This window comes from Brevundimonas sp. P2_A6 (assembly GCF_056404975.1).
This window is the reverse complement of sequence record NZ_JBFUCZ010000001.1, coordinates 1,033,452-1,060,347: the sequence shown is the minus strand read 5'-3', so window position 1 is coordinate 1,060,347 and position 26,896 is coordinate 1,033,452. Positions and strand designations below refer to the sequence as shown.

Below are 26,896 nucleotides of genomic sequence, written 5' to 3'. Positions count from 1 at the left end.
CGACAAGGCGAACCGCACCAGCGCCAACGCCGCGCGCGGCCTGGGACTGGAACAGTCGCTGCCGATCTTCGACGAAATCCGCCAGGTCACGGGTCTGCCGGTCCTGACCGACGTCCATTCCGAAGAGCAGGCCCGTGTGGCCGCGCAGGCCGTCGACGTGCTGCAGATTCCCGCCTTCCTCAGCCGCCAGACCGACCTGCTGCTGGCCGCCGCCGCGACCGGCAAGGCGATCAATATCAAGAAGGGTCAGTTCCTGGCCCCGTGGGACATGAAGAACGTCATCGCCAAGGTCGTCGGCGCCGGCAATCCGAACGTCATGGCCTGCGAGCGGGGGGCCAGCTTCGGCTACAACACCCTGGTCAGCGACATGCGCGCCCTGCCGGTCCTGCGCGACATCGGCTGCCCGGTCGTGTTCGACGCCACCCACAGCGTGCAGCAGCCGGGCGGCCAGGGGACTTCGTCGGGCGGCCAGCGCGAGTTCGTGCCCGTCCTGGCCCGCGCGGCGGTGGCCGTCGGCGTCGACGCGGTCTTCATGGAAACCCACCAGGATCCGGACCACGCCCCGTCCGACGGGCCCAACATGGTGCCTCTGGATCAGTTCGAGGCCCTGGCCGCCGAGCTGCTGGCCTATGACGACCTGTCCAAGGCGCGGATGGCGAAAGCGGCCTGAATCCGTTAGGCCAAGGCGATGGTTGATCGCACCCTGGATCTCGGCGTCCTGCAGACCCTGCTCGACCGCGTGCGCGACCAGACGGTCGCGTGCGTCGGCGACCTGATGCTGGACCGCTATGTCTATGGGGAGGTCAGCCGGATTTCGCCCGAGGCGCCGATCCCTGTCCTGCGCTCGCGTCGCGTCGTGTCCATGCCGGGCGGGGTCGGAAACGTGGCCAGAAATGTTGCGGCGCTTGGCGGCCTCGCGCACCTCGGCGGTGTGACCGGCGCCGATGCGGCCGGAGAAGAGCTGGCCCGGCTCGTCTCCATCGAGGATCGGATCGTCGATTTCATCGATCGCAGCGGCGAGGCAGGCACCATCGTCAAGACCCGCTACGTCTCGGGAGGTCAGCAATTGATGCGTCTCGACGAGGAGGAGATTGCTGTCGGTTCCTTCGCCCGCGAGGACGTGTTTTCAAACGCTTCCGCTATTCTGTTATCGGACTATGCCAAGGGTGTGGTGACCGAACGCCTGATCCGCGCGGCCCTGTGGCAGGCGCAGCAGACGGGTGCCGTGGTCATCGTCGATCCCAAGGGCCGCGACTTCGCCCGCTATGGCGCGGTTGATCTGATCAAGCCCAATGCCTCCGAACTGGCGGGGGCCACCGGCCTTCCTGTCGAATCCGACGCAGAGATCGAGGCCGCGCTGGAGGCCCTGCTGGCCGCCACGACCGCCAAGGCCATCGTCGTCACCCGCGCCGGCAAGGGCATGAGCCTGATGCGGCGCGGCGAAGCCGCCCAGCACTTCCCGGGCCGCGCGCGCGAGGTGTTCGACGTCTCCGGGGCCGGGGACACGGGCCTGGCCGCCCTTGGATTGGCGTTGGGATCCGGCGCGTCGCTGGAACAGGCGGTGCAGCTGGCGATCCTGGCGTCCGGCGTGGTGGTCGGAAAGAGCGGCACGGCCGTGGTCACGCCCTCCGAACTGATCGAAGCGGAGATGAGCCAGCACGCCGGCGCGACTTTGGCCAAGGTCACGGCGTTGGATGATCTGGCGGCCGAGGTCGAGGCGTGGCGGCGTCAGGGAATGAAGGTCGGTTTCACCAACGGCTGTTTCGACATCCTGCACCGCGGCCACGTCGCCTATCTGGCGCAGGCCCGGTCGTGGTGCGACCGTCTGGTGGTGGCTCTGAACACCGACGCCTCGGTTCGACGGCTCAAGGGCGACGGCCGTCCCGTGAACGATCTCGATAGCCGCGCCGTGGTCATCGGCGGCCTGGCCAGCGTGGACCGCGTCACCTCCTTCGACGATCCAACGCCCCTGGCCCTGATCGAACGCCTGCGCCCCGACGTCCTGATCAAGGGCGCCGACTACACCCGCGAAGGCGTGGTCGGCGGCGATCTGGTCGAGAGCTGGGGCGGGGAGGTCAGGCTGGCCGAGTTCGCCGACGGCTATTCTACCACCCGGACCATCGCGAAGATGACGGAGAGCGCCCCCTCGCCAGGCGTTTTGGGAGAGGCCGGCTGATGCGCAAGATGATCGTCGTCACCGGCGGCGCCGGCTTCATCGGCTCAAACATCGTCTCGCGCCTATGCGCCGAGGATCGCTGGGACGTCGTCGTCTGCGACCGGCTGGAGGACGCCAATCTCGGCAAGTGGCGCAACATCGCCAAGTCCGCCATCGCCGACTTCTGGCATCCAGAGGAGCTGTTCGTTCAGCTCGAGCGCCACGCCGAACGGGTCGGTGCGGTCGTCCATATGGGTGCCATCTCCTCGACGACGGAGCAGGACGCCGACCTGATCCTGCGCACCAATTTCAGCCTGTCCCGCGACATCTGGGACTGGTGCGCCCTGAACGACGCCCGGATGATCTACGCCTCCTCGGCGGCCACCTACGGCGACGGCGAGGCCGGATTCGAAGACGCCGACGATCTTGTCGCGATCTCGAAGCTTCAGCCGCTAAACGCCTATGGCTATTCCAAGAAGCTGTTCGACCAGTATGCGGTGCGTGAGGCCTCGCGCGACCACGCCCCCCACCAGTGGGCCGGCCTGAAATTCTTCAACGTCTATGGCCCGAACGAGGGCCACAAGGGCGGGATGAAGTCGGTCATCGCCCAGATCTGGCCCAAAGTGACGGCCGGCGAGACCGTCAGCCTGTTCCGCTCGCACCATCCAGACTACGCCGATGGCGGCCAGCTGCGCGACTTCGTCTTCGTCGACGACGTGGTCGACATCATCGACTGGCTGCTGTGCACGCCCGAGGTCAGCGGCATCTTCAACGCCGGTTCGGGCCAGGCGCGGTCATTCCTCGATCTTGCCCACGCCACCTTCGCGGCGGCCGGCAAGGACCCGGCCGTCGCCTATATCGACATGCCCGAAGTCATCCGGGACCGGTATCAATATTTCACCGAGGCGAAGATGGACCGCGTCCGGGCCCTGGGCTTCGGCGGCCAGTCGACGCCGCTGGAGGAGGGTGTGCGCCGCTACGTTCAGCATTATCTCTCGCAGCCGGACCCTTACAGGTGAAGGTGCGGGGTCTGACGCTGCGCCAGACCGTGGGCTGGCTGGGGATCGGGCTGTTCCTGCTTGTCGCGGCCGCTGTCGGAATATGGCGCGGCGATATCCTGCAGGCCGGGCTGGATCCCCAGATTCCGTTCCAGACCTATCGTCCACCGCCCGCGCCCGACTACCGGTCCCCCAGCGCCTGGGCCATGCGGAACGTGAGTAGGCCCGGGGCTGGTGACGCCGCCGTGTTCTTCCTTCACTCGACGACGTTCGACGGGGGCGAGGACTGGAACGGCCCGATCGGCGACGCCAGGGCCGATGCCTATCTCAAGCGGGTCGTCATCCCAAACTACGCGGGTCCCTTCGCGCGTTCGGGATCGATCAGCGTCCCGCGCTATCGGCAGGCCTCGCTCTATACCCGCCTGACGCTCCGGGACGATGCGCGCGACGCCAGGGCTTTCGCCTACCGGGATGCGCTCGCCGCCTTCGAGGCCTGGCTGTCCGATCACCCGACAGGTCCCATCGTGCTGGCCGGCGTGGAGCAGGGGGGCGACCTGATCGACCGCCTGCTGCAAGACCGTGTCGCGTCGGACGAGGCGCTGCGCCGGCGCCTCGTGGCGGTCTATCTGATCGATGTCATCGTCGCCGCCGATGGTCTGCCCCATGTCACCCCTCCCTGTGCGACCGCGACACAGATCGGGTGTGTCATCGGCTGGTCGCAGGTAGACGAAAACAACGACGGTGCCGCCTGGCGTCGGTTGCGCAGAGCGCTGGTGTGGGATGCGAACGGTCGGCTTGTGGATCTGGATGGACGCGCCGGGCTGTGCGTGAACCCGGTGAGCGGTTCGAACGACACCACCCCCGTACCCGCCCGTCGGCATCGCGGCGCGGCCAATGCCACAGGGCTGGAATGGGGCGTGCGACCCGCGTTCATCGACCGGGCGGTGGCGACCCAGTGTCGAGACGGGCTGCTGCGTCACACGGAGTTGACGACGGAGTCGTTCCGGGAGGTGGGAGACTGGGCCGACCGAAGAAAAGCCCGTCAATATAACCTTTTCTACGCCGATATTGAGGCTGATGTTGAGCGCCGGCTGGCGGTCTGGAATGCCGTCAACGCGCCTTAGTCCAAGGCGGACCGATCCGTTCTCCAGTCAAACAGCGCTTCCAGCACCTGGATCGCCTGTCCGCGTCGCGATGTCAGATCAGGATCGCGGCCGAGCACCAGCCGTGCGTCGTCGGAGGCGGCCAGCATCAGTGATCGATGTCGGATCGGATCGGCAAATCGATAGGCGGGAAATCCGCTCTGCCGCAGGCCCAGAGGATCGCCGCCGCCGCGTAGACGGAAATCCTCTTCCGCGATCTCGAACCCGTCTTCTGTCCGCCGCAGCGTCTCCAGGCGTTCGCGTGCGGTGTCGCCCAGTGCTCCATCCTGTCCGCCATACAGAAGGATGCAGGCACTGGTTTTGGCCCCGCGCCCTACGCGCCCGCGTAGCTGGTGAAGCTGGGCCAGACCGAAACGATCGGCGTGTTCGATCACCATGATGGTGGCGTTTGGAACGTCCACCCCGACCTCGACGACCGTGGTTGCGACCAGAACGGCCAGGCGACCGTCGGCGAAATCCGCCATGACAGCCTCGCGTTCCCCACCGGGCATCTGTCCATGGGCCAGGCCGACCTCGATGTTCAGCAACCGCCGCAGATCACGGGCACGCTCTTCAGCCGCCGCCAGATCGGAAACTTCCGATTCGGCGACCAACGGACAGATCCAGTAGGCCTGGGCGCCGCTTTCGACGGCCGCCTTGAGGCGCTGGGCCACTTCGGCGATACGCGTCAATGGCAGGACGGCCGTGGCCACCGGCGTTCGGCCGGGCGGCTTCTCCATGAGGCGGCTGACTTCCAGTTCGCCGTACTGGGTCAGCTCCAGAGTGCGCGGAATCGGAGTGGCCGACATGGTCAGCAAATGAACGCCACCGACCCGTGGATCGCCCTTGGCCTGAAGCCGGGCACGCTCGTTGACGCCGAACCGATGCTGCTCGTCGATAACCGCCAGCGCGAGCTGGTCAAACCGGACCGCGTCCTGAAACAGGGCATGAGTGCCGATCGCGATCTTAGCCTCGCCCGAAGCGAGCGCCGCCAGCCGATGGCGGCGTTCGGCGGTCGTGTCGCGGCCGGTCAGCAGAACGGTTGCCAGACCGGCGGCTTGCAGCATTGGGGCGAGGCGCTGGAAATGCTGGCGGGCCAGGATTTCGGTCGGGGCCATCAGGGCGGCCTGAAAGCCGGCCCCGGCCGCATCCGCCATGGCCAGTGCGGCGACGGCGGTCTTGCCCGACCCCACGTCACCCTGCAACAGTCGACCCATCTGCTCGCCGGATGCCAGATCGCGCCGGATCTCGGAAATAGCCTGAGCCTGGGCACTTGTCAGGGAGAAGGGCAGGGACGTCAGGAGTGAAGCGGACGCCTTGCCCGGCACGATCACGGGTGCCCGGGTGATCTGACGCGCCCGTCGCCGCCGAGCCAGGGCCAGCTGATGCGCGAACAGTTCGTCGTAGGCCAGTCGCTCGCGGACCGCGCTGTCGGGCGACAGGTCCGCTTCGCTCATGGGCGCATGAAGCGTGTCCACAGCGGCTCTCCACACCGGCCAGCGCCGATTGGCCAGCCATGCGGCGTCCTGCCACTCGTCCAGCTCCGGCGTAATGGCCAGAGCACCCAAGGCCAGCTTACGGACGTTGCGCGACGTCAACCCCGCCGTGGCCGGATAGACGGGCTCGACCGTCGGGATTTCCTCGCCCTTGTCCAGCGGCACGATCCAGTCCGGATGGACGATCTGCACCTCGCCATTGAATCGCTCGACCTTGCCAGACACCAGCCGCCGCTCGCCGCGTGGCAGTTGGCGGTCGATATGCTGGGGGCTGCCACCGAACCAGATCAGATGGATAAAGCCCGTGTCGTCGCTCGCGCGAACCTTGAGCGGGACGCCCGGTCGGCCGGGCGCAATCATGCGATCGACCACGACATCGAACACCCCCACCTCACCCTCGATGGCATCGGCGGCGTTGGTGCGACGACGGGTGATCACACCCACGGGTGCCAGGAACAGGACGTCGCGGACCAGGGGGCCCGCCAGCTTCTGGACCAACGGCAGGGTGCGCGGCCCCACGCCCTTCAGGCTGGAAACCTCGGCGAACAGGGGAAAGAGAATCTGGGGCCGCATCGACCGCGACATTAGACGCCAAGGCTCCGCTGGCGAAACGGGCCTGAGACCTCTATCTGCTGGACCAAACCGACGAATGGACCGGGCAAGGATTCTTGTGGCCGATAACGATGCGCGTGCCGAAACCGAAATCCGCCAGCAGAGACTGGGCCGGATCACCTTCCGCGCATGGCGCCGGGGCTTCCGCGAGGCCGACCTGGTGCTGGGTCCGTTCATGGAGCGCGAGGGCGCAGGCCTGAGCGACTCGGACCTGGAGAGCCTGGAGGCCCTGCTGGCCGAGGACAACGATCACGACCTGTACGCCTGGATCATCGAGACCAAGCCGACGCCGGCCGAACACCAGACGCTGCTGATGACAAAGCTGCGCGCCTTCATGCGCGCCCATGTCGCCGCTGCCGTCGCAGAAGGAGCTGGCTGATGGACGGCGCGAGCATCGACAAACGCGTTGATCACGAACTGGGCGGCGCGCCGGAGGGGCTGGATGCGCTGATCGTGGCCGAACGGCTGAAGGCCAACGGCGGCGTGGGTGTCTTCGTGGCGCGGGACCATTCGCGATCGACTTCCTTCGTTCAGGCGTTCCAGTTCTTCGCCAAGGAGATCGAGGTCGTCGAATTCCCGGCGTGGGACTGCCTGCCCTATGACCGGCTGAGCCCGACCTCGGGCGTATCGGCCGAGCGGATGGCGGCCTTGACGGCGCTGGCGCGGCGCGATGTCGATGAGCGCAAGCCCCTGCTGCTGGTGACCACGGTGGCCGCCGCCATGCAGCGCACACCCCCGCGCGAAGTCACGACCTCAGCGGGCTTCGACGCCGTGGTCGGTCGCGAGCTCGATACCGCGGCGCTGGAGACCTATTTCACCACCAACGGCTACATGCGGGCATCGACCGTCAACGAGCGGGGGGAATACGCCGTTCGGGGCGGGGTGATCGACGTGTTTCCGCCGGGCTTCGACGAGCCGGTCCGGCTGGACATGTTCGGGTCAGAGCTGGAATCGATCCGGACCTTCGATCCCGAGACCCAGCGATCGACGGGCCAGCGCCGCGAGGTCGCTCTATCGCCCGTGTCCGAGGCGCTGCTGAACGCGGAGACCATCAGCCGCTTCCGCACCGGCTACCTGAACCTGTTCGGCGCACCGGGTGACGATCCGTTGTATGCCGCCGTCAGCGAGGGCGCGCGTCGGCAGGGCATGGAGCACTGGCTGCCGCTGCTCTATCCGCACCTTGAGACGCTGTTCGACTATCTGCCGGACCGGGCCGCCATCTTCCTGGATCATCAGGCGGAGGCCGCACGGGCCGAACGCTGGGCCTTGACCCGCGATGCCTACGAAGCGCGGCGCGAGGCCTCGAAAGCCAAGGGCGGGGCGGCGAACCGGGCGCTGGCCCCGGAGCAACTTTATCTGCCGGACGCGGACTGGAATTCGGCCCTGGCCGGCCGTCAGGTGCGTCGCCTGTCGCCGTTCGATGCAGCGGCCGAAGACGCCGGTGGTCGTCTGGGCCGGACCTTCGCGGCCGAGCGGGCGCAGGACAGCGTCAACCTGTTCGAGGCCGTCGCCGACCACGCGGCGCAGCTGAAGACCGACGGGAAGCGGGTCCTGTTCGCCTCGTGGAGCGAAGGCTCGTCCGACCGGCTGGGCGTCATGCTGGCCGATCATGGCCTGGATCACGTCGTCGCCGTGCGCGACTGGGCCGACGTGCAGGCCGCATCGAAGGACCTCTATCTGCGCGCGGTCCTGCCGGTCGAGCACGGCTTCGTCACGTCCGACATCGCGGTCATCTCCGAGACCGACATCCTCGGCGACCGGCTGGTGCGGCCCAAGCGCAAACGTCGGGCAGCGAACTTCCTGGCCGAGGCGTCAGCCCTGACGACGGGCGATCTTGTCGTGCACCTCGATCACGGCATCGGCCGCTACGAGGGTCTGAAGACACTGGAGATCCAGGAGGCGCCCCACGATTGTCTGGAGCTGCTCTACGCGGGTGACAGCAAGCTGTATCTGCCCGTAGAGAACATCGATCTTCTGACCCGGTATGGTTCTGAGTCCGACGGCGTTCAGCTGGACCGTCTGGGCGGCGCGGCCTGGCAGGGGCGCAAGGCCAAGGCCAAGGCCCGCCTGCGCGATATGGCAGAGGGCCTGATCGCCCTGGCCGCCAAGCGCGCGCTGCGGGTCGGCGAGGCGATCACCCCGCCGCATGGCCTGTTCGACGAGTTCTGCGCCCGCTTCCCTTATGAGGAGACGGACGACCAGTTGAACGCGATCGGCGACGTGCTGGAGGACCTGGGCAAGGGCGTGCCGATGGACCGGCTGATCTGCGGCGATGTGGGTTTCGGCAAGACCGAGGTGGCGATCCGCGCGGCCTTCGTGGTGGCCATGACGGGACAACAGGTCGCGATCGTCTGCCCGACGACGCTGCTGGCGCGTCAGCATTTCAAGACTTTCTCCGAGCGGTTTGCCGGTTGGCCGATCAAGGTCCGACACCTGTCGCGCATGGTCACGGCCAAGGACGCGGCGGAGACGCGCAGCGGTCTGAAGGACGGTTCGTTCGAGATCGTCGTCGGCACCCACGCCGTCCTGTCCGACCAGGTCGGGTTCAAGGACCTGGGCCTCGTCATCGTCGACGAGGAGCAGCACTTTGGGGTCAAGCACAAGGAGAAGCTCAAGAGCCTGCGCGCCGACGTGCATCTCCTGACCCTGACCGCGACGCCGATCCCGCGTACGCTGCAGATGGCCCTGTCCGGCATCCGCGAGATGTCGATCATTGCCACGCCTCCGGTCGATCGCCTGGCGGTGCGGACCTATGTCGCGCCGTGGGACCCGGTTATGGTCCGCGAGGCGCTGCTGCGCGAGAAATACCGGGGCGGTCAGGCCTTCTACGTCTGTCCGCGCCTGTCCGACTTGCCAGACATAGAGGAATTCCTTCGCGTCCAGGTCCCCGAGATCAAGTTCGTCGTCGGCCACGGCCAGATGAGCCCGACCCAACTGGAAGACGTAATGAGCGCCTTCTACGACGGCTCCTATGACGTTCTGGTCTCGACGACGATCGTCGAAAGCGGCATCGACATTCCGACCGCCAACACATTGATCGTGCACAGGGCCGACATGTTCGGCCTGGCGCAACTGCACCAGATCCGTGGCCGCATCGGTCGGTCCAAGGCCCGCGCCTTCGCCTATCTGACGGTCGATCCGAAGCGGCCGCTGACCCTGTCGGCCGAGCGGCGGCTGCAGGTGCTGCAGTCGCTCGACAACCTTGGGGCCGGTTTCCAGCTGGCCAGCCACGATCTGGACCAGCGCGGCGGCGGCAATCTCTTGGGCGACGAGCAGTCGGGTCACATCCGCGAGGTCGGCGTCGAACTGTATCAGCAGATGCTGGAGGACGCGGTCGCCGAGCTGCGTCAGAACGGCAGTGAGGGCGTGGTCGATCGCGGCTGGTCGCCGGCCATCAACGTGGGCGCGGCCGTGCTGATTCCCGAGGACTATGTGTCGGACTTGAACGTCCGCCTGAGCCTGTATCGCCGCCTATCCGACGCCGAGAACAACGAGACGCGCGAGGCCCTGGCCGCCGAACTGATCGACCGGTTCGGGCCGCTGCCGGACGAGGCCAAGCAACTGCTGCGGATCGTCGGTATCAAGGCAAACTGCAAGACGGCCTGCATCGAGCGCATCGACATCGGGCCGAAGGGCTGCGTGCTGACGCTGCGCGACAACCGCTTCCCCAATCCGGGCGGGCTGGTCGGGCTGATCCAGAAGAACCACGCGACCTGGAAGATCCGGCCGGATCAGAAGATCGTCGTCAAGGGCGACTGGCCGACGCCGGAGGATCGTCTGAAGGTCGCCGAGCGGATCACCGCCGACCTGGCGCGCGTCGCCGGGGCCTGATCGCGGTCAGGCGGGCGGGGGATCGCCTTGCTCGCCCTCGGCGGGCTTCAGGCCATAGGGCGCGACCAGTTTCCAGACGTGGTCGGGGATCATCGACTTCATCCGGCGCGGCTCCTCGCGGCGCAGATGGATGACGGTCTCGGCCGCTTTCATCTCCACGCGGGTGCGGGCGAACTCCAGGCCACGCGGGCCGGTGCGCGGCTGCAGCCAGCTGACGATCGGACGAACCCAGTCGGGCATGCGGCGCAGAGGCAGGCCGCCCGCCGCGCGTTCCACATTGGTGATGAAGCCGGCCACCGCGACCTTGCGCTTGCCCTTGTCGCCCGGCTCCGACAGCGCGACCTCTTCGCCGAGCAGGTTCAGCAGTTCCTCGCCGCGATCGTTCCGGACCAGCAGCCACTGCTCGCCCTGACCGGCCATGTATCCCACGGTGATATCGGCGAGGGCATTGGTGTAGTCGACGCAGGTCCGGCAGGTGAGGGGGAAGAAGTCCGGGGCCAGCTGCGAGATCGGCAGGGCCAGGAACGGAATGGTCTTCACTCTGCCGTCCGTGAACCGCAGCTCGACATGGTAGTCGGCGCGGAATTCCAGATAGGTGATGGTGTCGGGGTGTTCCGACACCAGGGCCAGGAACTCGTGGAACCGCTCGGTCGTGGTGTTGTCCGAGCAGGGCGTGCCAACGACGTAGAGTTTCTCGAACCCCAGCTCGGCCTCCAGAGCACGCAGGGCATAGACCTGGCAGGGAATGCCGATGACGGCGAGGCGGCGATATCCCTGCGCGCGCGCATTCTCCAGCAGGGCCAGCAACGGCGCATAGCCCATCCTCATGCCGCGCACCTGGGCCATCGCCGACGCCTGGGTCACCAGCACGGGCATGGGCCGCCATTTATCCTTGGGGTCGGGGGCCATGGTCAGGACCGCATCGACCGCGCCGGTCTCAAGCAGGCGTTCGCCGATCCGGGTGGTGATGCCGGTCCACTGGGCACCCGGCGCGGGCTTCCTCAGCGAAGCGCGAACCATGCGTTTGACCGGCCCGAAGAACAGCTCGTCTGGGCTGGTCGCGGCATCGCGCGCCCGGCCATGCACACGCGTCTCCATCGCCGGATAGTCCGGCTTGATGAACTGGCAGGCCTTTCCGCACAGGGCAGGATCCTCCATGCGTGACACGCCGCAGTCGGTGCAGAGATTACGTGGGACGGGTGGTCGGACGGGCGGTGCCCAGACCGGGGCAGTGGGGTCGGCGGAAGCAGGCAAACGGGCGGTCCCCAGACTCGGCGCGTCTTGGCCGGGTCATGAGAAACCCATGCTGCGACCAACGCGTCAAGCGTGGCCCATTCGACCGCGAAGAAATCGCGCTCAAGCAGCGGGCGACCGCGTTGCGAGCGTTAGCGCACTAAAAATGGGGGGAGCGCGCCATCCCTTCTGCTTCAGAAGAGATGGCGCGAGTGACGGGACTCGAACCCGCGACCTCCGGCGTGACAGGCCGGCACTCTAACCAACTGAGCTACACCCGCGTTTCTCGCTGCGTCGTTTCCGGCGCGGCGAGGGGCGTCGTTTAGGCGGGGGGGCGGCCGGGTGTCAAGCGAACTTCCGGGGTTTCATGACAGATTTCGGCGAGGTTGTAAGGTTCAGCGAACGCGCCTGTTTCTGCGAACCATTATCAATCAAAAGGCTTTCATCGCATGGGTTTGAACCGCCGCGATCTTGGGTCTAGAAAGCGCCGAATCCGCCGCCTCCCCCGTCGGCAGGGACCCATTTTCGATGAACGCTTTCCTTCTTCAGTATCTGCCGATCGTGATCTTCCTGGCGATCGCGACCGTGCTCGGTCTCGGCTTCATGATCGCCGCCTGGGTGCTGGCTCCGTCGAACCCCGACAGCGAGAAGCTTTCGGCCTATGAGTGCGGGTTCAACGCCTTCGACGACGCGCGAATGAAGTTCGACGTTCGGTTCTACCTGGTATCGATCCTGTTCATCATCTTCGATCTCGAAGTGGCCTTCCTGTTCCCGTGGGCCGTGTCGATCTTCGATCTGGCGCATGGGTCGATGGTGTTCGCCTTCTGGTCGATGATGGCTTTCCTTGGCGTGCTGACCGTCGGCTTCATCTACGAATGGAAGAAGGGCGCGCTGGAATGGCAATAATCGCACCATCGTCGCCGCTGCCCACGGCCTATGGCCAGGGCGGACGCTCGACCGTCGAGGGTTACGATCCCAAGATCCACGACAAGTTCTTCGAGGCCGTCAACACCGAGATCGCCGAGCAGGGCTTCCTGACAGCGTCGCTGGACGATGTCATCAACTGGGCCCGCACAGGGTCGCTGATGTGGATGACGTTCGGTCTGGCCTGCTGCGCCGTGGAGATGATCCAGGCGTCCATGCCGCGCTATGACCTGGAACGCTTCGGGATGGCACCGCGCGCCAGCCCGCGTCAGTCGGACCTGATGATCGTCGCCGGCACACTGACCAACAAGATGGCTCCGGCGCTGCGCAAGGTCTACGACCAGATGCCGGACCCGCGCTACGTCCTGTCCATGGGCAGCTGCGCCAATGGTGGTGGCTATTACCACTACAGCTACAGCGTCGTTCGCGGCTGCGACCGGATCGTGCCGGTCGATGCCTATGTGCCGGGCTGCCCGCCGACGGCGGAGGCGCTGATCTATGGGCTTCTGCAGCTGCAGAAGAAGATCCGGCGCACCGGGACGATCGAGCGATGAGCGAGTTCGAGCAGCCGAAATATGCGACGGGCCATCTGGCGACCGTCGCGGCCAACACCGCCGTCCTGACGCCCTTGGGCCAGGAGATGGTGGCCGAGCTGCAGGTCGACGCGACCGTGGCCTATGGCGAGCTGACCCTGACCTGCCACCGCGACCGGATCGTGAGCGTGTTGACCGATCTGCGGGACAGGTTTGGGTTCCAGCAGCTGCTCGACGTCTGCGGCGTGGACTATCCCGATCGGGCTGAGCGGTTCGACGTCGTCTATCACCTGCTCAGCCTGACGCGGAACGCGCGCGTGCGGGTCAAGGTCACGACCGACGAGGTCCAGCCCGTGCCAAGCGTCATCAGGGTCTATCCGTCAGCCGAATGGTTCGAGCGCGAGGCGTTCGACATGTACGGGATGCTGTTCTCCGACCACCCGGACCTGCGCCGGCTGCTGACCGACTACGGCTTCCAGGGGCATCCGCTGCGCAAGGACTTCCCCATGACCGGCTATGTCGAGGTCCGTTACGACGAGGAGCAGAAGCGGGTGGTCTATGAGCCCGTCAAGCTGACGCAGGAGTTCCGCAACTTCGACTTCCTGTCACCTTGGGAAGGCGCGGAGTATCCGGCCGACGTCCTGCCGGGCGACGAGAAGGCGGCGCAGGCCCGCGCGGTCGGCGCGACGGCCCCTTCGGGAGGGAAAGCCTGATGGCCGACGGACACCCCATCGCCAACGCCTCGCCCACGCGCGCCGATCTGGACGTCGTGACCGACGACCTGGGTCATATCGCGTTCGGGGACCCTCGCACCGCGCATGCGCGCGAGATGGACGACCGCAAGTTCACCATCAACTTCGGCCCGCAACACCCGGCCGCGCACGGCGTGCTGCGCCTGGTGCTGGAGCTGGACGGGGAGGTGGTCGAGCGCGTCGATCCGCACATCGGCCTGCTGCATCGCGGCACCGAGAAGCTGATGGAGGCGCGCACCTATCTGCAGAACGTGCCCTACCTGGACCGGCTCGATTACGTCGCGCCGATGAACCAGGAGCACGCCTTCTGCCTGGCCATCGAGCGGCTGATGGGGATCGAGGTGCCATATCGTGCCCAGCTGATCCGCGTCCTGTATTCCGAAATCGGCCGCATCCTGTCGCACATGCTGAACGTCACGACCCAGGCGCTGGACGTCGGGGCCCTGACGCCGCCGCTGTGGGGCTTCGAGCAGCGCGAAAAGCTGATGGTGTTCTACGAGCGGGCCTGCGGCGCGCGACTGCACGCCAACTATTTCCGGCCCGGCGGCGTGCATCAGGACCTGCCGATGGCCCTGATCGACGACATCGGCCGCTGGTGCGCCGAGTTTCCGACGGCCCTGGCCGACATCGAGAGCCTTGTCACCGAGAACCGCATCTTCAAGCAGCGCAACGTCGACATCGGCGTGGTGTCGAAGGAGCAGGCCCTGGAGTGGGGCTTCTCCGGCGTGATGCTGCGCGGTTCGGATATCGCCTGGGACCTGCGCAAGTCGCAGCCCTATGAGTGCTATGCCGAGCTCGATTTCGACGTGGTCGTCGGCAAGAACGGTGACTGCTGGGACCGCTATCTGGTCCGCGTCGAGGAGATGAAGCAGTCGGTGCACATCATGGAGCAGTGCATACACAAGCTGCGCAACTGCCCCGGCGAGCCGGTGATGGTCGAGAACAACAAGGTCGTTCCCCCGACGCGCGGCGAGATGAAGCGGTCGATGGAAGCCCTGATCCATCACTTCAAGCTCTACACCGAAGGCTTCCACACCCCGGCCGGCGAGGTCTATGCCGCCGTCGAGGCCCCCAAGGGCGAGTTCGGCATCTATCTGGTCAGCGACGGCACCAACAAGCCGTACCGGGTGAAGATCAGCGCCCCGGGCTTCCGTCACCTGCAGGCCATGGACTGGATGAACCGCGGCCACATGCTGGCCGATGTCTCGGCCATCCTGGGCTCGCTCGACATCGTTTTCGGCGAGGTCGACCGGTGAGCGCCTTCGTCGTCGATCCCGTCTTCACCCAGCTGCAGGTCATCGCCTTCTTGGCCCTGCTGGCCTTCGGCGTGGCGATCCAATTCGCCTTTTCGCCCAAGCGTCGGGCCGTCATGGGCAGCGTGAAGTTCGTGCTGGCTGATGCGCTGCAGTCCGCGCCGTCGGTCGCCGGCGTGACGCTGGTTCGAGGAGCCTACCGCGCCGGATACCTGGCCGAGGGGCGGGGGTTCTGGGAGGCCAATCTGCGCTCGGTCGTGTGGATGAGCGGCTTCATTTTCATCAGCCAGCTGGCGGTGCGCTACCTGCCGCCGCTGTCGTGGCTTTCGCGCGATCTGCGCCAGGCCGGTCGCGCCGTCTGGAGCGCACGCCTGAACCGCTGGATGGGTAAAGCATGAGCGTTCGTCGTCTCGCCAAGGATCAGCCCGCCTCGTTCGCCTTCTCGAAAGAGACGATGAAGAAGGTCGACTGGTGGATCGCCAAATACCCGGCGGACCGCGCGCGTTCGGCCGTGATTCCGATGCTGTGGCTGGTCCAGAAGCAGGAAGGCTGGGTGTCCGAGCCCGCCATCCGCGCGATCGCCGACAAGCTGGACATGGCCTACATCCGGGTGCTGGAGGTCGCGACCTTCTACACCATGTTCATGCTTGAGCCGGTCGGTTCGGCCGCCCTGATCCAGGTCTGCGGCACCACGCCCTGCATGCTGCGCGGGTCGGGCGAGCTGATGAAGGTCTGCAAGAGCCGGATCGGTCCGAAGCAGACGTTGTCGGCCGACGGCAAATTCTACTGGGAAGAGGTCGAGTGCCTGGGGGCGTGCGTGAACGCGCCCATGGCCATGATCAACGACTACTATTTCGAAGACCTGACCGCCGCCGACATGAACCAGATCATCGACGACTTCGCCGCCGGCAAGTCGCCGAAGGCGGGGCCGCGCGTCGATCGCGTCAACTCGGCACCCGAGGGTGGCCCGCTGACGCTGACCGACGCCACGATCTACGACGGCTCGGCCGCCAAGCCGATCAAGACCCTGCCGAACAGCCAGCCGGTGCCCGCGTGATGGCCCCCGATCTGGATACCGAAGAAGGCCGTGCTGCCTATCGCAAGGAACTGCGCCAGGTGGCCTTGCCGCTGCGTTGGGGCGGGCTGGGCCTGATCATTCTGGCGGCTCTGTTCTGCGTCGCGGCGTCGCGCGAGCTGCTGGGTCTGCCGGCCGGGTCGATCGTCGTCGGCTATGGCATGCTGGCCGCCGGCTGGGCGCTGGTGATCGCCACGACATTCCTGCGTACGCGCCACCATCGCCGTCGCATGGCCGAGCTTGAAGGGTTGGCACGCTGATGGTCGGCATTCTGCAAGACAAGGATCGCATCTTTACCAACCTGTACGGGCTCCAGGACTGGGGCCTTGAGGGCGCGAAGAATCGCGGCTGCTGGAACGCGACCAAGGACATGCTGGACATGGGCCGCGACTGGCTCATCACTAACGTCAAGAACTCCGGTCTGCGCGGACGCGGGGGGGCGGGCTTCTCGACCGGCCTGAAGTGGTCCTTCATGCCCAAGGAGGTGAAGGACCGGCCGCACTATCTGGTCGTCAACGCCGACGAGTCCGAGCCGGGCACCTGCAAGGACCGGGAGATCATGCGCCACGATCCCCACCTGCTGATCGAAGGCTGTTTAATCGCGTCCTTCGCGATGCAGGCGCATGCCTGCTACATCTATCTGCGCGGCGAATATGTGCTGGAACGCGAGCGCATGGAGGCGGCGGTCAAGCAGGCGTACGAAGCCAAGCTGATCGGCAAGAACAACGTCCACGGCTGGGACTTCGACGTCTACATCCACCACGGCGCGGGCGCCTACATCTGCGGCGAAGAGACCGCCCTGTTGGAATCGCTTGAAGGCAAGAAGGGCCAGCCGCGCCTGAAGCCCCCGTTCCCGGCGGGTGCGGGCCTGTATGGCTGCCCGACCACGGTGAACAACGTCGAGTCGATCGCCGTCGTCGGCACGATCCTGCGTCGCGGCGCCGAATGGTTCGCGGGCTTTGGCCGTCCGAACAACACCGGCACCAAGCTGATGTCGATCAGCGGACATGTGAACCGTCCGTGCAACGTCGAAGAGGCCATGTCGATCCCGCTGCGCCAGCTGATCGAGGATCACTGCGGCGGCGTGCGTGGCGGCTGGGACAATCTGAAGGCCATTATCCCGGGCGGGGTTTCGGTGCCGCTGATCACGCGCGAGATGTCCGAAGTCGCGCTGATGGACTTCGACAGTCTGCGCGACATGAAGTCGGGTCTGGGCACGGCGGCCGTGGTCGTGATGGACAACTCCACCGACCTGGTGAAGGCGATCGCCCGCATCAGCTATTTCTACAAGCACGAGAGCTGCGGCCAGTGCACGCCGTGCCGCGAGGGCACCGGCTGGATGTGGCGCGTGCTGGAGCGGATGGCCGTGGGCGAGGCCGATCCGTCGGAAATCGACATGCTTCTGGAGGTCTCGACTCAGATCGAGGGCCACACCATCTGCGCGCTCGGTGACGCGGCCGCCTGGCCGGTCCAGGGCCTGATCCGCCACTTCCGCCACGAGATCGAAGACCGCATCTCCCAATACCGCACGCGCCGCGCGAACTTCGCCGGCCATGCCATCGCGGCGGAGTAGGGGATGCGGCGCGCCCTGATCCTGACTGCCGCTGCAATGGCCCTGTCGGCGTGCGGCAGGCCCGCCGAGACGGCTGCGACCCCGGCTGAGAAGGTCGCGGCTACCGCGCCTGTGTCCGATGCGGTGGCGCAGTCGCCGGCCGTGCTGACCGCCGTCGATCTGCGCCGCGTCTGCCGCGCGGGTCTGGCCGCGATCCATGGCCAGCAGGTGGAGGCGATCGAACTGACCGGGCTGGAAGGCCAGGTCGTCAACGCCCAGTGGGCCGCGCCGGTCGATGGCGGGATCATGAAGGCCCAGTGCCGCGCCGGCGACGGCCTGGTGGTCTGGAAGCCGCTGGATCTGCCGGATCCCGAGGCCGTCCGCTGGATAGATCAGGCCACCGACCCCGTCGTGCGCTATGCCATCCGTGGCGAAGAGATCGAGATCACCCAGACCCTGCCGGACGGCACGACCGAGCAGGCCATGATGCCTGTTCGCGCTGAAGAAGAGGTAAGCTGATGCCCGTCGCCAAGGTCAACGGCGTCGAAGTCGAGTTCGAGCCCGGCATGACCGTGCTGCAGGTCGCCGAGCGCGCCGGGCACGAGATCCCGCGTTTCTGCTATCACGAGCGGCTGTCGATCGCCGGCAACTGCCGCATGTGTCTGGTCGAGGTGAAGCCCGGACCGCCGAAACCGCAGGCTTCGTGCGCTCTGCCGGCCGCCGAGAATCAGGAAATCTTCACCGACACGCCGATGGTGAAGAAGGCCCGCGAAGGGGTGATGGAGTTCCTGCTCATCAACCACCCGCTGGACTGCCCGATCTGTGACCAGGGTGGCGAGTGCGACCTGCAGGACCAGGCCATGGGCTATGGCCGCGACGGTTCCCGCTATGCCGAGAACAAGCGCGCGGTCGAAGAAAAATACATGGGTCCGACCATCAAGACCTTCATGACGCGGTGCATCCAGTGCACCCGCTGCGTGCGGTTCGTGTCGGAAGTGGCGGGCGTTCCGGACATCGGCATGATCAGTCGCGGCGAGGACGCCGAGATCACCACCTATCTGGAACAGGCCGTCGGGTCCGAACTGTCGGGCAACGTCAACGACCTGTGCCCCGTCGGTGCCCTGACGCACCGGCCGTGGCAGTTCCACTATCGGCCGTGGGAACTGAAGAAGACCGAGACCATCGACGTCATGGACGCCCTGGGCTCCAACATCTCGGCCCAGTCCAAGGGTGCCGAGATCATGCGCATCCTGCCGCGCGTGCACGAGGGCATCAACGAGGAGTGGCTGTCGGACAAGAGCCGCTATGTCGTCGACGGCCTGCAGGCCCGCCGTCTGGATCGCCCCTATGTGCGCGAGAACGGCAAGCTGCGCGTCGCCTCCTGGGACGAGGCGCTCAACGCTGTCGCGACGAAGATGAAGGCCTCACCGGCCGACCGCATCGGCGTCATCGCTGGCGATCTGCAGGACGCGGAATCGATGAAGGCGGCGCTGGATCTGTTCCGCGCGCTGGGATCGGCGAACACCGACTGCCGCCAGGACGGATCGGCCCTGGGATACGGTCCGCGCGAGGGCTGGCTGTTCAACACCGGCCTGCAAGGGCTGGAAGAGGCGGACTCCATCCTGCTGGTGGGCGTCAATCCGCGCACCGAGGGACCGCTGCTGAACCAGCGAATCCGCAAGGCCTGGCTGGCCGGCAAGACTCGCGTCGGCGTGGTCGGCGATGCGTCGGACCTTACCTATGACTTCGACGTCGTGGGTGCCGGGGCGAAGACCCTGGCAAAGATGCCGAAGGCCGCCATCGAAGCCCTGTCAAATGCGGAACGGCCTGCCGTCGTGATCGGGTCCGGCGCGCTGTCGGGTGCCACCGGTCCTGCCGTTCTGAATGCGCTGGGTGCGCTCGTCAAGAAGGTCGGGATCGTCAAGGACGGCTGGAACGGCTTCAACATTCTGCACCATGCGGCCGCCCGCGTTGGCGGTCTGGACATGGGCTTCGTGCCCGCGTCCGGCGGTCTGACGGCGCACCAGATGGCTCAGCCGGGCGCGCTGGACGTCCTGTTCCTGCTCGGTGCCGACGAGATCGAGACCGCGCCGTCGAAGGCGTTCAAGGTCTATCTGGGCAGTCACGGCGACCGGGGGGCGCACACCGCCGACGTCATCCTTCCGGGCGCCGCCTGGACCGAGAAGTCTGGCCTCTACGTCAACACCGAGGGCCGGGTTCAGATGGCCGAACGCGCGGTGTTCCCGAAGGGCGAGGCGAAAGAAGACTGGGCCATCCTGCGTGCCCTGTCCGAGCGCGTCGGCCACACCCTGCCGTATGACACGCTCGACCAACTGCGCTCCAGGCTAATGGCCGACCACCCGACCTTCGGCCGCATCGACTATCTGGCCCCCGCCGCTTCGTTCGACGTGGCGAGCCTGGGGACCAAGGGCGACCTGGGCGATGTCGCCTTCAGCTCGATCGTCACTGACCCCTATCTGAACAATCCCATCGCGCGCGCCAGCGCGACCATGGCCGAGCTCAGCGCGCAGCGCATGGCTCCGGCCCTGCTGGCGGCGGAGTAGGGGTGATGGCTGCATTCTTTGAACACCCCGTCCTGAAATACCTTCCCTTTGGCGGGCTCCTGCTCGTCGTAGGCGTTGGTCTCTTCTTTCTTGCTAGATTTGATCCAGCGGTGAACAGCCAACCCGGAAATCCCCGCAGTGAGGCACTCACGTCTCGCGAACTAGCCGAGCGGAGACTGCCCTTTCAACAAGATGAGGCGCGTCGCGCTCAATATGCCGAGCAGGTTGTGGCCGGCGAAATGAGTTTCGAGCAAGCAGGTTGCGAATATCGTGGTGGTGAATGGGTGTCTGACACTCAGAGCTGCGCGCGGATCGACCCATCGACGGGCAGGACACTTTAATGGAGTCGAACACCTTCTGGAACGGCCCTGTCGGCTGGACCCTGATCACCACGGGCGGGATCCTGATCGTCACGGTCGGTATCCTGTTGTCGCTTGCCTTCCTGCTGCTGGCGGATCGCAAGATCTGGGCGGCGGTGATGATGCGCAAAGGGCCCAACGTCGTGGGTCCGTTCGGCCTGCTGCAGTCGTTCGCAGACTTCCTGAAGTTCGTGCTGAAGGAGATCGTCGTGCCGGCCGGTGCCGACAAGGCGGTCTTCCTGCTGGCGCCGCTGATCAGCTTCGTCCTGGCCTTCGTGGCCTGGGCCGCCATTCCATTCGCGCCGGGCTGGGTCGTCTCCGACCTGAACGTCGGCATCCTGTACATCTTCGCGATCAGCTCGCTGGGCGTCTACGGCATCATCATGGGCGGCTGGGCTTCGAACTCGAAGTATCCGTTCCTGGGGTCGCTGCGGTCCGCCGCGCAGATGGTGTCGTACGAGGTGTCCATCGGCCTGATCATCATCAACGTCATCCTGCTGGCCGGGACCATGAACCTGTCTTCGATCGTGACGGCGCAGGAAGGCTGGATCTGGAACTGGTTCGCCTTCGGTGGAGGTCTCGATACGTGGCCGCTGATCGTCGTGATGATCCCGGTGACCATGATGTTCTTCATCTCGGCCCTGGCCGAGACCAACCGCCCGCCGTTCGACCTGCCCGAGGCCGAGTCCGAACTGGTGGCCGGGTATCAGGTCGAATATTCCTCGACGCCCTATCTGCTGTTCATGATCGGCGAATACGCCAATATCGTCTTCATGTGCGCCATGATCAGCCTGCTGTTCTTCGGCGGCTGGAACCCGGGCTTCCCGATCGATTTCGCCGCCGACTGGCCGCCGTTCCTCGTGAACCTGCTGCTGTTCCTGGTGCTGGCGACCAAGGTCGTCTTCTGGTTCTTCATGTTCGCCATGGTGAAGACCTTCGTGCCCCGCTACCGCTACGATCAGCTGATGCGTCTGGGTTGGAAGATCTTCCTGCCGACCTCGCTGGTGGCCGTCGTCATCGTTTCGGCCTGGCGCGTTTTCGCGGTGGGGTCATGATCCGGATGCTGGCCCTGTCCGCCATCGCCGCCGGCCTGACCGGCTGCCTACCGCCCGCCTACGAGGCCGACCCGGCGTCCGTCTATCAGTGGCAGCGGCGTCAGGAAGGCATCGAGCGGCAGGAGGCCGAGCGCGTCCGCCTGTGCGCCATCATGAACACCGACACGGATCGCTATCGCCGCGACTGCCGCCGTCCCGGAGACCCCATCCGATGATTACCCGTATCGCCCAGGCCGCGAAGGGCGCGATGCTGATCGACATGGTCGGGGCCTTCGGCCTGACCATGCGCGAGTTCTTCCGCCCCAAGCACACGATCAACTATCCGTTCGAGCGCAATCCGCAGTCGCCGCGGTTCCGGGGCGAGCATGCCCTGCGCCGCTACGCCAACGGTGAGGAACGCTGCATCGCCTGCAAGCTGTGCGAGGCCATCTGCCCGGCCCAGGCCATCACGATCGAGTCGGAGCCTCGCAGTGACGGCAGCCGACGCACGACCCGCTACGACATCGACATGGTCAAATGCATCTACTGCGGCCTGTGCCAGGAGGCGTGCCCGGTGGACGCGATCGTCGAGGGCCCGAACAGCGAGTTCGCGACCGAGACGCGCGAAGAGCTTCTCTATGACAAGGCCCGGCTGCTGGACAACGGCGACCGCTGGGAACGCCAGATCGCCAGGAACCTGGAGCTGGACGCCCCGTATCGGTGACGATTGTCCCTCTCCGTCCGCGAGGGGGCCGGATTTCGAATTGCTCGCTTCATTTTGGGGCGAACGCTGTCTAAGAGGTGCGGCGATTGCGCCGCACCATTTCGGAAAGGGCGAAAGCCTCCCATGCTGCAAGGCATAGCCTTCTATCTGCTCTCGGCGGTAGCCGTGGTGTCCGGCCTTCTGGTCGTGACCGCGCGCAACCCCGTGCACAGCGTTCTATGGCTGATCCTGGCCTTCTTCTCGTCGGCCGGGCTGTTCGTCCTGCTGGGAGCCGAGTTCCTGGCGATGCTTCTGGTCGTCGTGTACGTCGGGGCGGTCGCGGTGCTGTTCCTTTTCGTCGTCATGATGCTGGACGTGGACTTCGTACGGTTGCGTGAGGGCTACGCGACGTATTTGCCGCTGGCGGCGATCGTAGCGGGCGTGCTGCTGGCCGAGATGGTCATGATCTCGATCGTGGTGGTGCAGGGCGGGGCGGCTTCGGATGCGGTCGCGCCTGCTGTCGCCACCGCTGACGCGTCGAACGTCGAGACGATCGGGCGGGTGCTCTACACGGACTACATCTACTTCTTCCAGGCGGCCGGGATCGTCCTGCTGATCGCCATGATCGGGGCCATCGTCCTGACCCTGCGCAAGAAGCCGTCGGTCCGGCGTCAGGATCCGGGTGCCCAGACCAACCGCGACCGCAAGACCTCGGTCGAGATCAAGGGCGTCGTCACCGGCGCGGGCGTAACGGGCGAGGAGCTGCGCTGATGGACGTCGGTCTGCAACACTATCTGGCGGTCGCCGCCATGCTGTTCACCATCGGTGTCTTCGGCATCTTCGTGAACCGGAAGAACGTCATCATCATCCTGATGTCGGTCGAGCTGATCCTACTGGCCGTCAACATCAACTTCGTCGCCTTCTCGGCCTATCTGAACGACGTCCAGGGGCAGATCATGGCCATGTTCGTCCTGACCGTGGCGGCGGCCGAAGCCGCCGTGGGCCTGGCCATCCTGGTGACGTTCTTCCGCAACCGCGGCGATATCGCCGTGGATGATGCAAGCGTGATGAAGGGCTGACCGGAGTGCCTCTCGAACTGCTCGTCACGCTCGGTGTCTTCGCGCCTCTGCTCGGGGCCGCGATCGCCGGATTCTTCGGTCGCCGCATCGGCGATATCCCGTCCCAGGCTGTCACGACCGGCCTGTTGTTCTTCAGTTGTGCCGTGGCCTGGACCGTGTTCAGCCAGTGGACCTGGGGTGGGCTGGAGCCATTCACGGTCCGCGTCGCACCCTTCATCAACGTCGGCGATTTTCAGTCCGCCTGGTCGATCCGCATCGACGCCCTGTCGGCGGTGATGCTGGTCGTGGTCACCAGCGTCTCCTCGCTCGTGCACCTGTATAGCTGGGGCTATATGGCCGAGGACGACAGTCGCCCGCGCTTCTTCGCCTATCTGTCGCTGTTCACCTTCGCCATGCTGGCGCTGGTGACGGCCGCCGACTTCATGCAGCTGTTCTTCGGCTGGGAAGGGGTCGGGCTGGCGTCCTATCTGCTGATCGGCTTCTGGTACAAGAAACCGACCGCGTCCGCCGCCGCCATCAAGGCTTTCGTCGTCAACCGCGTCGGCGACTTCGGCTTCGCCCTGGGCATCATCACCGTGTTCTGGATGTTCGGCACGATCCAGTTCGCCGAGCTGTTCCCGATGATCGCCGCCAAGCAGGGGCAGGGCTGGGAGTTCCTGGGTCACACCTGGTCGGCGCTGGATCTGGCGGGGGTGCTGCTGTTCATCGGCGCGATGGGCAAGTCGGCCCAGTTCTTCCTGCACACTTGGCTGCCCGACGCGATGGAGGGCCCGACGCCGGTGTCGGCCCTGATCCACGCGGCGACCATGGTCACGGCCGGCGTCTACATGGTGTGCCTGCTTTCGCCCATCTACGAATACGCGCCGACGGCCTCGCTGCTCATCGCCATCACCGGCGCGGTCACGGCTCTTTTCGCGGCGACGGTCGGTCTGATGCAGAACGACATCAAGCGGGTCATCGCCTATTCGACCTGTTCGCAGCTGGGCTACATGTTCTTCGCGGCGGGTGTCGGCGTGTACGAATCCGCCATGTTCCACCTGTTCACCCACGCCTTCTTCAAGGCTCTGCTGTTCCTGGGGGCCGGCTCGGTGATCCACGGGATGCACCACGAGCAGGACATGCGGAAAATGGGCGGGCTGTGGCGCCTGCTACCTGTTACGTACACCGTGATGATGATTGGCACGATCGCCATCACCGGCCTGGGAATCCCCGAGATCGGCGGCTTCGCGGGTTTCTACTCCAAGGATTCGATCATCGAGAGCGCCTATGCGGCGGCCTCCAGCGGCCATTCGGCGGCGGGCTATTTCGCCTTCTTCGTCGGCATCTTCGCGGCCGGTCTGACCAGCTACTATTCGTGGCGTCTGATCTTCATGACCTTCCACAACAAGCCGCAGTGGACCGAAGAGGCGATGGCCGCACACGCACACGATCATGACGACCATGCTTCGCATGCTCAGCTCGAGACGCACTCGGAGCCGATCGAAGATGGAGACCATGGCGTGCATGCGCACGACGATCATGGCCATCATGGACCGTTGAAGCCGCACGAGAGCCCATGGGTCATGCTGGTGCCGCTGATCCTGCTGTCGGTCGGCGCGGTCGCGGCGGGCTTTGTCTTCGCCCCCGACTTCATCGGCCATCACGAGACCGAGTTCTGGCGCGGAGCCATCTTCAACGGCCCGGACAACCACGTCCTGCACGAGAGCCACGAGGTCCCGCTGTGGGTGAAGTGGTCGCCTCTGGTCGTCACCCTGCTGGGGGCCGGCATCGCCGCCTTCTACTATGTCCTCAACGAGGGGATGGCGAAGCGGATGGCCGCGAAGGAGGGGCCGCTGTGGACCTTCCTCTACAACAAGTGGTTCTTCGACGAGCTGTACGACCTGGTCTTCGTCAAGGGCGCCAAGGCGCTGGGCGACTTCTTCTGGAAGGTCTGCGATGTGCGGATCATCGACGGGCTGGGGCCGAACGGTGCCGCCTGGGCTTCGCTGAAGTCCGCCGCGCGGCTGGCCCGAATCCAGTCCGGCTATGTCTATCACTATGCGTTCGTGATGCTGCTCGGCGTGGCCGGTCTGCTCGCCTTCGCCATCTACACCTGGGGTGCCTGAGTTATGGGTGCGATCCCCAATATCCTGAGCGTGGTGACGTTCCTGCCGCTGGTCGGGGCGCTGCTGATCCTGATTGGCCGCTTCGCTGCGCCGACGAACCGTGACGGCATCGCCCGTTGGGTGGCGCTGGGCACGACGCTCGTCACCCTGGCGGTGTCGGCGGTGCTAGTGCTGTCGTTCGACAGCGCGAACCCGGCCTATCAGTTCGTCGAGAACTACGCCTGGTTCGCGGGGGCCAGCTATCATCTGGGCGTCGATGGGGTGTCGATCCTGTTCGTTCTGCTGACGGCCTTCCTGCTGCCGATCTGTATCGCGGCCAGCTGGAAGTCGATCGAGACGCGCGTCGTCGATTACATGATCGCTTTCCTGGTGCTGGAGACCCTGGTCATCGGGGTCTTCACCTCGCTGGACCTGTTCCTGTTCTACATCTTCTTCGAAGGCACCCTGGTGCCGATGTTCATCATCATCGGGGTGTGGGGCGGCCAGAACAAAATCTACGCGGCCTACAAGTTCTTTCTCTACACCCTGCTCGGCTCCGTCCTGATGCTGCTGGCCATGCTGTGGATGGCCAACGAGGCGGGAACCACCAGCATCCCGGCGCTGAAGCAGTACGCCTTCGGCCCGCAGGCCCAGGCGATCCTGTGGCTGGCCTTCTTCGCGTCCTTCGCGGTCAAGATGCCGATGTGGCCGGTGCACACCTGGCTGCCCGACGCCCACGTTCAGGCGCCGACGGCGGGCTCTGTCATCCTGGCCGGCATCCTGCTGAAGCTCGGCGGTTACGGCTTCATCCTGTTCAACGTGCCGATGTTCCCGGACGCGTCGGTGATGTACCGGCCGCTGGTCTTCACCCTGTCGGTGATCGCCATCGCCTACACCTCGCTGGTGGCCTTCCGTCAGACGGACATCAAGAAGCTGATCGCCTATTCGTCGGTGGCGCACATGGGCTTCGTGACCATGGGCATCTTCGCCGGCAACGCGCAGGGGATGCAGGGCGCGATCTTCCAGATGCTGAGCCATGGCCTTATCTCGGGCGCGCTCTTCCTGTGCGTCGGCGTCGTCTACGACCGGATGCACACGCGCGAGATCGCCTTCTACGGCGGGCTGACGAACCGGATGCCCTGGTATGCGGCCATCTTCCTGATGTTCACCATGGCCAACGTCGGCCTGCCGGGCACCAGTGGCTTCATCGGCGAGATCCTGACCATGACCGGCGTCTATCAAGCCTCGACCTGGGCCGCGTTCGTGGCCGCGACGGGTGTCATCCTGTCGGCCGTCTATGCCCTGACCCTGTATCGCAACGTCATGTTCGGCGAGATCACCAACCCGGCTCTGGCGGCGATCAAGGACATCGATCTGCGCGAGCTGGCCATCTTCGTCCCTCTGATCGTCGGCACGATCTGGCTGGGCGTGCAGCCGGACCTGGTCCTGAACTATACCGCCGCTTCCGTCGACGCCGTCGTCAACGGCTGGCAGCTCGCGATCGGCGGGTGAGAGAA

At 65.8% G+C, this 26,896-nt stretch carries 25 protein-coding genes and 1 tRNA gene; 23 read left to right on the top strand and 3 right to left on the bottom strand.

The genetic code is table 11. The features are described from left to right. From kdsA to AC1DW4_RS05375, 4 genes are all read left to right on the top strand, one after another. Nucleotides 1-670 (top strand): 3-deoxy-8-phosphooctulonate synthase (gene kdsA / locus AC1DW4_RS05390; RefSeq protein WP_477016189.1); only part of this gene is annotated, 670 nt, incomplete at its 5' end. An 18-nt stretch (nucleotides 671-688) separates the two neighbouring features. Beyond that, on the top strand, nucleotides 689-2,176 hold the full coding sequence (rfaE2, locus tag AC1DW4_RS05385; RefSeq protein ID WP_477016188.1) for a D-glycero-beta-D-manno-heptose 1-phosphate adenylyltransferase: 1,488 nt from the start codon (nucleotides 689-691) through the stop codon (nucleotides 2,174-2,176). A gap of 8 nt (nucleotides 2,177-2,184) precedes the next feature. Further along, nucleotides 2,185-3,174, top strand: a complete 990-nt coding sequence (rfaD, locus tag AC1DW4_RS05380) for an ADP-glyceromanno-heptose 6-epimerase (protein ID WP_477016227.1) — start codon at nucleotides 2,185-2,187, stop codon at nucleotides 3,172-3,174. A 2-nt stretch (nucleotides 3,175-3,176) separates the two neighbouring features. Next, nucleotides 3,177-4,277 carry a DUF3089 domain-containing protein gene (locus tag AC1DW4_RS05375; protein WP_477016226.1) on the top strand — a complete coding sequence of 367 codons (1,101 nt, stop codon included), beginning with the start codon at nucleotides 3,177-3,179 and terminating at the stop codon, nucleotides 4,275-4,277. On the opposite strand, the gene recG is transcribed toward AC1DW4_RS05375, so the two are convergent. After that, nucleotides 4,274-6,364 (bottom strand): ATP-dependent DNA helicase RecG, encoded by a 2,091-nt coding sequence (gene recG, locus AC1DW4_RS05370; protein WP_477016225.1) that lies wholly within the window; start codon nucleotides 6,362-6,364, stop codon nucleotides 4,274-4,276. The two genes, AC1DW4_RS05375 and recG, sit on opposite strands and share 4 nt — an antisense overlap. Nucleotides 6,365-6,461: 97 nt before the next feature. Between recG and AC1DW4_RS05365 the strand changes: the two genes are divergently transcribed. Together AC1DW4_RS05365 and mfd are read left to right on the top strand one after the other, a co-directional pair. Then, nucleotides 6,462-6,782 (top strand): FAD assembly factor SdhE, encoded by a 321-nt coding sequence (locus tag AC1DW4_RS05365; RefSeq protein WP_477016187.1) that lies wholly within the window; start codon nucleotides 6,462-6,464, stop codon nucleotides 6,780-6,782. Further along, nucleotides 6,782-10,234, top strand: a complete 3,453-nt coding sequence (gene mfd / locus AC1DW4_RS05360) for a transcription-repair coupling factor (protein ID WP_477016186.1) — start codon at nucleotides 6,782-6,784, stop codon at nucleotides 10,232-10,234. The genes AC1DW4_RS05365 and mfd overlap by 1 nt, the downstream gene beginning before the upstream one ends. Nucleotides 10,235-10,240: 6 nt before the next feature. Here mfd and AC1DW4_RS05355 read toward each other — a convergent pair whose 3' ends face one another. Next, a complete protein-coding gene (locus tag AC1DW4_RS05355; protein WP_477016185.1) occupies nucleotides 10,241-11,392 on the bottom strand; it encodes a Coenzyme F420 hydrogenase/dehydrogenase, beta subunit C-terminal domain in 1,152 nt (383 codons plus the stop codon). Between the two features lie 279 nt (nucleotides 11,393-11,671). After that, a tRNA-Asp gene (locus tag AC1DW4_RS05350) sits at nucleotides 11,672-11,748 on the bottom strand. A gap of 247 nt (nucleotides 11,749-11,995) precedes the next feature. Here AC1DW4_RS05350 and AC1DW4_RS05345 point away from each other — a divergent pair. The 17 genes from AC1DW4_RS05345 (at nucleotide 11,996) to AC1DW4_RS05265 (ending at nucleotide 26,891) form a co-directional block, all read left to right on the top strand. Further along, a complete protein-coding gene (locus tag AC1DW4_RS05345; protein ID WP_477016184.1) occupies nucleotides 11,996-12,373 on the top strand; it encodes an NADH-quinone oxidoreductase subunit A in 378 nt (125 codons plus the stop codon). Continuing rightward, a complete protein-coding gene (locus AC1DW4_RS05340; RefSeq protein WP_477016183.1) occupies nucleotides 12,343-12,945 on the top strand; it encodes a NuoB/complex I 20 kDa subunit family protein in 603 nt (200 codons plus the stop codon). The genes AC1DW4_RS05345 and AC1DW4_RS05340 overlap by 31 nt, the downstream gene beginning before the upstream one ends. An 86-nt stretch (nucleotides 12,946-13,031) precedes the next feature. After that, a complete protein-coding gene (locus AC1DW4_RS05335) occupies nucleotides 13,032-13,637 on the top strand; it encodes an NADH-quinone oxidoreductase subunit C (RefSeq protein ID WP_477016224.1) in 606 nt (201 codons plus the stop codon). A gap of 116 nt (nucleotides 13,638-13,753) precedes the next feature. After that, nucleotides 13,754-14,932: an NADH-quinone oxidoreductase subunit D gene (locus tag AC1DW4_RS05330; protein WP_477016223.1), complete on the top strand. Its 1,179-nt coding sequence runs from the start codon at nucleotides 13,754-13,756 to the stop codon at nucleotides 14,930-14,932. Continuing rightward, nucleotides 14,929-15,327, top strand: coding sequence for a hypothetical protein (locus AC1DW4_RS05325; RefSeq protein WP_477016182.1), 399 nt, complete (start codon nucleotides 14,929-14,931; stop codon nucleotides 15,325-15,327). The genes AC1DW4_RS05330 and AC1DW4_RS05325 overlap by 4 nt, the downstream gene beginning before the upstream one ends. Beyond that, nucleotides 15,324-15,986 (top strand): NADH-quinone oxidoreductase subunit NuoE, encoded by a 663-nt coding sequence (gene nuoE / locus AC1DW4_RS05320; protein ID WP_477016181.1) that lies wholly within the window; start codon nucleotides 15,324-15,326, stop codon nucleotides 15,984-15,986. Before AC1DW4_RS05325 ends, nuoE begins: the two co-directional genes overlap by 4 nt. After that, the gene (locus tag AC1DW4_RS05315; protein ID WP_477016180.1) at nucleotides 15,986-16,264 is read left to right on the top strand and encodes a hypothetical protein; all 279 of its coding nucleotides are present in this window, start codon (nucleotides 15,986-15,988) and stop codon (nucleotides 16,262-16,264) included. The genes nuoE and AC1DW4_RS05315 overlap by 1 nt, the downstream gene beginning before the upstream one ends. Further along, a complete protein-coding gene (nuoF, locus tag AC1DW4_RS05310; protein ID WP_477016179.1) occupies nucleotides 16,264-17,577 on the top strand; it encodes an NADH-quinone oxidoreductase subunit NuoF in 1,314 nt (437 codons plus the stop codon). Before AC1DW4_RS05315 ends, nuoF begins: the two co-directional genes overlap by 1 nt. A 3-nt stretch (nucleotides 17,578-17,580) precedes the next feature. Continuing rightward, nucleotides 17,581-18,075 carry a hypothetical protein gene (locus tag AC1DW4_RS05305; RefSeq protein WP_477016178.1) on the top strand — a complete coding sequence of 165 codons (495 nt, stop codon included), beginning with the start codon at nucleotides 17,581-17,583 and terminating at the stop codon, nucleotides 18,073-18,075. Beyond that, nucleotides 18,075-20,120 carry an NADH-quinone oxidoreductase subunit NuoG gene (gene nuoG, locus AC1DW4_RS05300; protein WP_477016177.1) on the top strand — a complete coding sequence of 682 codons (2,046 nt, stop codon included), beginning with the start codon at nucleotides 18,075-18,077 and terminating at the stop codon, nucleotides 20,118-20,120. Before AC1DW4_RS05305 ends, nuoG begins: the two co-directional genes overlap by 1 nt. Before the next feature lie 340 nt (nucleotides 20,121-20,460). Next, on the top strand, nucleotides 20,461-21,534 hold the full coding sequence (nuoH, locus tag AC1DW4_RS05295) for an NADH-quinone oxidoreductase subunit NuoH (RefSeq protein WP_477016176.1): 1,074 nt from the start codon (nucleotides 20,461-20,463) through the stop codon (nucleotides 21,532-21,534). Then, nucleotides 21,531-21,749 (top strand): hypothetical protein, encoded by a 219-nt coding sequence (locus AC1DW4_RS05290; protein ID WP_477016175.1) that lies wholly within the window; start codon nucleotides 21,531-21,533, stop codon nucleotides 21,747-21,749. Before nuoH ends, AC1DW4_RS05290 begins: the two co-directional genes overlap by 4 nt. Next, a complete protein-coding gene (gene nuoI / locus AC1DW4_RS05285; RefSeq protein ID WP_013269359.1) occupies nucleotides 21,746-22,237 on the top strand; it encodes an NADH-quinone oxidoreductase subunit NuoI in 492 nt (163 codons plus the stop codon). The genes AC1DW4_RS05290 and nuoI overlap by 4 nt, the downstream gene beginning before the upstream one ends. A 123-nt stretch (nucleotides 22,238-22,360) precedes the next feature. Beyond that, nucleotides 22,361-22,987, top strand: coding sequence for an NADH-quinone oxidoreductase subunit J (locus AC1DW4_RS05280; protein ID WP_013269360.1), 627 nt, complete (start codon nucleotides 22,361-22,363; stop codon nucleotides 22,985-22,987). Beyond that, complete coding sequence (gene nuoK / locus AC1DW4_RS05275; RefSeq protein WP_477016174.1) at nucleotides 22,987-23,295, top strand: NADH-quinone oxidoreductase subunit NuoK; 309 nt, start codon at nucleotides 22,987-22,989, stop codon at nucleotides 23,293-23,295. The genes AC1DW4_RS05280 and nuoK overlap by 1 nt, the downstream gene beginning before the upstream one ends. A gap of 5 nt (nucleotides 23,296-23,300) precedes the next feature. After that, a complete protein-coding gene (nuoL, locus tag AC1DW4_RS05270) occupies nucleotides 23,301-25,400 on the top strand; it encodes an NADH-quinone oxidoreductase subunit L (RefSeq protein ID WP_477016173.1) in 2,100 nt (699 codons plus the stop codon). Between the two features lie 3 nt (nucleotides 25,401-25,403). Next, the gene (locus tag AC1DW4_RS05265) at nucleotides 25,404-26,891 is read left to right on the top strand and encodes an NADH-quinone oxidoreductase subunit M (protein ID WP_477016172.1); all 1,488 of its coding nucleotides are present in this window, start codon (nucleotides 25,404-25,406) and stop codon (nucleotides 26,889-26,891) included. Nucleotides 26,892-26,896 lie beyond the last annotated feature (5 nt).